The organism is Pseudonocardia sp. NPDC046786 (assembly GCF_040645415.1).
Classification (GTDB): domain Bacteria; phylum Actinomycetota; class Actinomycetes; order Mycobacteriales; family Pseudonocardiaceae; genus Pseudonocardia; species Pseudonocardia kongjuensis.
The window spans coordinates 1-5,599 of sequence record NZ_JBEYYF010000057.1; the positions used below are offsets into that span (position 1 = coordinate 1).

General features: G+C 70.2%; 5 protein-coding genes and 1 pseudogene. 4 read left to right on the plus strand and 2 right to left on the minus strand.

Annotation, left to right across the window (positions count from 1 at the left end; translation table 11 throughout):
• Positions 1-6 precede the first annotated feature (6 nt).
• On the minus strand, positions 7-516 hold the full coding sequence (locus ABZ881_RS30740; protein ID WP_358489551.1) for a transposase family protein: 510 nt from the start codon (positions 514-516) through the stop codon (positions 7-9).
• Positions 517-663: 147 nt separating this feature from the next.
• Between ABZ881_RS30740 and ABZ881_RS30745 the strand changes: the two genes are divergently transcribed.
• Entirely contained in the window at positions 664-1,392 is a 729-nt protein-coding gene (locus tag ABZ881_RS30745; RefSeq protein WP_358489554.1) for a hypothetical protein, read from the plus strand.
• A 12-nt stretch (positions 1,393-1,404) separates the two neighbouring features.
• Here ABZ881_RS30745 and ABZ881_RS30750 read toward each other — a convergent pair.
• A pseudogene (locus tag ABZ881_RS30750) lies at positions 1,405-1,560 on the minus strand (metal-sensitive transcriptional regulator); the annotation flags it as partial.
• Positions 1,561-1,813: 253 nt separating this feature from the next.
• Between ABZ881_RS30750 and ABZ881_RS30755 the strand changes: the two are divergent.
• From ABZ881_RS30755 to ABZ881_RS30765, 3 genes are all read left to right on the plus strand, one after another.
• The gene (locus ABZ881_RS30755; RefSeq protein WP_358489556.1) at positions 1,814-4,006 is read left to right on the plus strand and encodes a heavy metal translocating P-type ATPase; all 2,193 of its coding nucleotides are present in this window, start codon (positions 1,814-1,816) and stop codon (positions 4,004-4,006) included.
• 115 nt (positions 4,007-4,121) lie between these two features.
• Positions 4,122-4,553 carry a DUF6153 family protein gene (locus tag ABZ881_RS30760; protein WP_358489558.1) on the plus strand — a complete coding sequence of 144 codons (432 nt, stop codon included), beginning with the start codon at positions 4,122-4,124 and terminating at the stop codon, positions 4,551-4,553.
• A gap of 74 nt (positions 4,554-4,627) precedes the next feature.
• A complete protein-coding gene (locus ABZ881_RS30765; RefSeq protein ID WP_358489560.1) occupies positions 4,628-5,293 on the plus strand; it encodes a DUF305 domain-containing protein in 666 nt (221 codons plus the stop codon).
• The last annotated feature ends 306 nt before the right edge of the window (positions 5,294-5,599 follow it).

Consider the following 5,599-nt stretch of genomic DNA (forward strand, 5'->3'; position numbering starts at 1 on the left):
ACCGGGTCAATCACCATCGTCATGTAGCGGCGCCCGCGGCGCAGCGCGACGTCGTCGACGCTGAGCACCGGCGGTGTCGGGGCGGCCGGTAGTGGTAGCGCCATCAGTGCGCGCAGCAGGCTCGACCGGGAGACCGTCACGCCGAGCGTGGCCAGCAGGGCGGCGCCGGCTCGTCCGGCCAGAGCGATCGCGACGTGCCCGATCGTGGGCCGCCAACCGTAGCGTGCGGCGGGAGTATCGGCCGGCCAGAGCGGGGATCTGCTCGCGGAAGGTCCGTTGCGGACACTTCACGTCGGTGCAGCGCAGGCGTCGAATCCGCAGGTCGATCGCGGCCGGGCGGCCTCCGACGGGCAGGTCGGTCAGGCGGCGCGCGTGCCAGGCGTGTACCCGGCGTGACTCGGTGCCGCATCGCGGGCACGGCGCCGAGATCGCGGCGCTGCGGGCGGTGATCCGCAGGGCAGGACCGGCGGCGACGATCTCCTCGATGAACAGGGACGAAAGCCCGGGAAACAACACACCCGCAAGATCAAGACTGCACCAGCGAGATGATCACAGTACCGAGCACGTCACCCGAACGTGACGCGCCGTGACACCACCGAATCTGTGCCAGAGCCGAAATCTTGACAAGCCCATCGGGTACTGCGGCTGCCCAAGCCGCCGCGGGTGCCTGGCACGACCGGGCGACCCCCCAAGCACGGCCCGGAGATCGCGCTGTCCAAGCCCGACTCCTGGCCGGTTCCGCAGCACACCACCACGACCGCCACCAGCCGTTACGGCACCGCCGTGGCCAGCAGCTGGGACCGCGTTCATCCTCGGTTGACCCGGCGCGCGTGCTGGATCGACCATCAGGGCGAGCTGCCGGTCATCGAGGGCACCCTGATCCGGCTGCAGGTCGAGCACCTGCCCGGCGACCGTGACCCGAAGCCGTTGTGGCTGCGGAGCTCGGTCACCGACGCCGATCCCGGCGACATCGACCGATGGTGGCAGGCGTTCCTGCGCCGGTTCGATCTCGAGCACACCTTCCGGCTGCTCAAACAGACCCTCGGCTGGACCCGACCCAGGATCCGCACCCCGGCCGCGGCGGACCGCTGGACCTGGCTGATCATCGCCGCCCACACTCAACTCCGCCTGGCCCAGCGGCTGGTGGTCGACCTACGCCGACCCTGGGAACGACCGGCCACGCTCGACCGGATGACCCCGGCCCGGGTCCGGCGCGGCTTTCGGAACATCCGCCCGACCACAGCCTTGCCCGCCAGCGCACCGAAACCTCACCGGCCCGGGCCCGGACGACCTCCCGGCAGCCGCAACCGCAACCGCGCGACATCCCACGACGTCGGCAAGACCGCCAAACGCGACCGAACCCTCGCCGACAGAGCACAACAACCAGGTTAAAGATCAAGCTCAGTGCTTGAGGTGCTCGTCGAGCAGGCCCAGGGTCACAGCTTCGAGGGCGTTGTTGACCGCCGACACCTGGGTCAGGATGTCGATGCAGTATTTGTCCGACTCGATCGTCTTGGTGATCCCGCGGACCCGCCCCTCGATCCGGCGCATCTGCTTGATGTGGGAGTCCTTGCTACCGGCCTATCCGTGCTGCATCGCCCTACCTCCTCATGAGCACACCAGTATACCCCTACAGGGCATGCATGATCAACTGTGGCGATCTGGACAGCCGCAGGACCGCCGGGCCGGAGTGGCGCAGAACCAACCGATCACCTGGGATGAAACGATCGTGTCGAACTCACATTGCGAGTGAACCGGGCAGTCGGGCGCCCTTCGCTGGATACCCAATAGGGGTATAGGGTATCCAGGTGGGATGAATCCCGGAGAGCGAACGAGCAAGGATGCGGACGGGCGTGCCCGCCATGCGCACCACGCGACCGACACGACGGGCAGCGCTGCCGCGCCGGCCGAGGAGAACCGCCCAGCGGTCGCGTCGATCGGGACCAGCTCGGGCGAGCATCCGGAACGTCACGAACCCGGTGCGCACGAGAAGCACGGCGGGCACGGCGGGCACGACGATCATGTCGGGCAGTTCCGACGGCTGTTCTGGATCATGCTTGTCCTGGCCGTCCCTGTGGTCGGGTTCAACGACATGTTCGTCCACCTGGTCGGTTATCACCTGCCGGCCGGCGAGTGGGTGCGGTGGGTCTCGCCGGTGCTGGGCACGGTGATCTACCTGTGGGGAGGGCGTCCGTTCCTCACCGGCGCCATCGCAGAGATCCGCTTGCGCACGCCGGGCATGATGCTGCTGATCGGCCTGGCGATCACAGTCGCGTTCATCGCGTCCTGGGGTGCCAGCCTGGGCCTGCTCGACGGCGAGCTGAACTTCTGGTGGGAGCTCGCGCTGCTGGTCGTGATCATGCTGCTGGGTCACTGGATCGAGATGCGCTCACTGGCCCAGACCACCTCGGCGCTGGACTCCCTGGCGGCGCTGCTGCCCGACGAGGCCGAGCGGGTCGAGCACGGCAGTGTCGTCGTCACCGTCTCACCGGCCGACCTGGTGGTCGGAGACGTGGTCATCGTCCGGCCCGGCTCGTCGGTGCCCGCCGACGGAACGATCGTGGACGGGGCGGCGAGCATGGACGAGTCCATGGTGACCGGGGAGTCCCGTACGGTGCGGCGCCAGACTGGCGATCAGGTCGTGGCAGGCACCGTTGCGACCGACTCGGGCCTGCGGGTCGAGGTCACGGCGACCGGGGACGATACCGCGCTGGCCGGGATCCGCCGGCTCGTGGCCGACGCCCAGGCATCGTCGTCGCGGGCTCAGCGTCTGGCCGACACCGCGGCCGGGTGGTTGTTCTGGTTCGCCCTCGGCGCAGCAGTGCTCACCGCGGTGGTCTGGTCTCTGGTCGGGTTGCCCGACACCGCCGTGGTGCGCACCATCACCGTGCTCGTCATCGCCTGCCCGCATGCTCTCGGGCTGGCCATCCCGCTGGTGGTCTCCATCGCCACCGAGCGTGCCGCCCGGGGCGGCGTGCTGGTGAAGGATCGTCTGGCGTTGGAGTCGATGCGCACCGTCGATGCCGTGCTGTTCGACAAGACCGGGACCCTCACCAGGGGCGAGCCGACCGTCATCGACATCGAGCCGGGAGAGGGCCGTGCCGTGGACGAGGTGCTCGCTCTCGCGGCCGCGGCCGAGTCCGACAGCGAACATCCCCTGGCCCGAGCGATCGTCGGCGCGGCCAGCAACCGGGGCTTGACCGTGCCCCCGGCGCGCGAGTTCTCCTCGTCTCCTGCGGTCGGGGTCGAGGCCACCGTGGACGGCACGCGGATCCAGGTCGGCGGACCCCATCTGCTCGACCAGCACGGCGCCGCCGAGTTCGCGGTCGTGGACCAGTGGCGCCGCCAAGGGGCGATCATCCTGCACGTCCTCGCTGACGGAGAGGTCATCGCTGCGCTGCGACTGGCAGACGAGATCAGGCCCGAATCCCGGGGGGCGGTCGAGGCCCTGCACGCCGTCGGCACCCAGGTAGTCATGATCACCGGTGATGCCCGGGCCGTGGCCGACACCGTCGCTGCCGACCTCGGCATCGACCGGGTCTTCGCCGGAGTCCGTCCGGAGGACAAGGCCGCCAAGGTGGCCGAGCTGCAGAGCGAGGGTCGTCGGGTCGCGATGGTCGGCGACGGCGTCAACGACGCTCCTGCCCTGGCCCAGGCCGACGTGGGTATCGCGATCGGGGCCGGGACCGACGTCGCGATCGGTTCCGCCGGTGTCATCCTCGCCTCGTCCGACCCGAGGTCGGTGCTGTCGGTGATCGACCTGTCGCGTGCGTCCTACCGGAAGATGAAACAGAACCTGTGGTGGGCGGCCGGCTACAACCTGGTCTCCGTACCGCTGGCGGCCGGGGTGCTCGCTCCCGTCGGGTTCGTCCTGCCGATGAGCGTCGGCGCGATCCTGATGTCCGCCTCGACCGTCGTCGTCGCCCTCAACGCTCAGCTTCTTCGCCGTCTCGACCTGACGCCGGCGCGCAGCACAGCACGACTCGTCGGCGCCGACACCGGGTGAGGCCATCGCGTGGCGGTCCGGTCTCAGAAGACCGTCGATCGACCTGACACCCTCGCGCCAGGACGACGGCACGGCACGCGCGGACCGGGCAGCCGCCCCCGGTACCGTGACCGACATGGGCAACAGGCGAGAAGGGCTGCAGCTGGTGCTGCTGGTCCTGCCTGTCCTGCTCGGCCTGATCGGGATGCACGCACTCGTCGCCCCGGCTCCCGCGGCAGACACCGGGCACGAGGTCGCGGCTGCAGCGACAGCGACCGGGCACAGCGACCACCGTGCCGACTCGGCATCCGCGCCACCGGCACCGGTGGCCGCCGAACAGCCGATGCCGGCCGACGACGGCGGGCACGACGCCACCCACGCGCTGCACCTGTGCCTGGCCGTCCTGGCCGCCGCCGGGCTCGCCCTGCTCTCGGCGTGGCTGTTCCTCGGACGCCTGCCGCTCCCGATCGCGCTCACCGCGGCCCGCCAGCGCCCCCGCGGCCGACCTGCCAAGCGGCCACCACCCGTCCCCCGAAGACTCGCTCAGCTCTGCGTGCTGCGGACCTGATCGGCCCCCGGCGCGGCAGAGCGCCGGATCCCGGCCTGATCATCTGTAATCGACACGGAGAGCCAGAACCACACATGAAGATCACCCACGTGGCCCCCGCGGCCACGACGCTGACCGCTGCCCTCGTCCTGTCCGCCTGCGGCGGCGCAGAGCCCGCCGGCAGCGCCCCGCCCGCGGCCCCGGCCGCCGCCCCGACCAGCGCCGCTGCTCCGGGCGCGGCGGTCTCGACCGAGCACAACCAGGCCGACGTCGCCTTCGCCCAGGGCATGATCCCGCACCACCAGCAGGCCGTGGAGATGTCGAAGCTGGCCACCGACCGCGCCGGTAGTGACGACGTCCGCGGCCTCGCCACCGAGATCGAGCAGGCCCAAGGCCCGGAGATCGCGCAGATGCGGGCCTTCCTCACCACCTGGGGTGCACCCGCATCCGGTGGTATGCCCGGGATGGACCAGGGCAGCATGTCCGGGATGGACCACGGCGGAATGAGCCAGGGCGGAATGGGCCAGGGCGGTATGGCCGGGATGATGACGCCTGACCAGATGCGCCAGCTCGAGCAGGCCGACGGCGCCGCCTTCGACCGCATGTTCCTCGAGATGATGATCGCCCACCACGAGGGTGCGGTGCAGATGGCCCAGACCGAACTCGCCGACGGAAACAATCCCGAGGCGAAGACACTGGCCCAGCAGATCATCGACGCCCAGCAGGCCGAGATCGGCCAGATGCGCCAGCTGCTCGGCTGACCGTCCCCCGGCCACGGGCGACGACGGCGACAGAGAGCCGCACGCACCCTGGCCGATACGGGTGGGGGGTATGCACCGTGACCGTCATACTCCCCGCCCGTATCAGCGGCGGAGGCTGTCCGATTGTGAAGAGTGCGAGTCGGCCCGCTGCCCGAGGTCCACTGTCCGCCATGGTCGCGGCCGCCAGGTCCGAGCCCGGCCGTGCGGTTCTGTGAAGTGACACCTACTGGCCGGACGCCTCCAGACTTGGCAGTAGCCGAGGAGGAGGACGTGCGATGGGGCGTCGAAGTAGGTACCCCGAGGAGT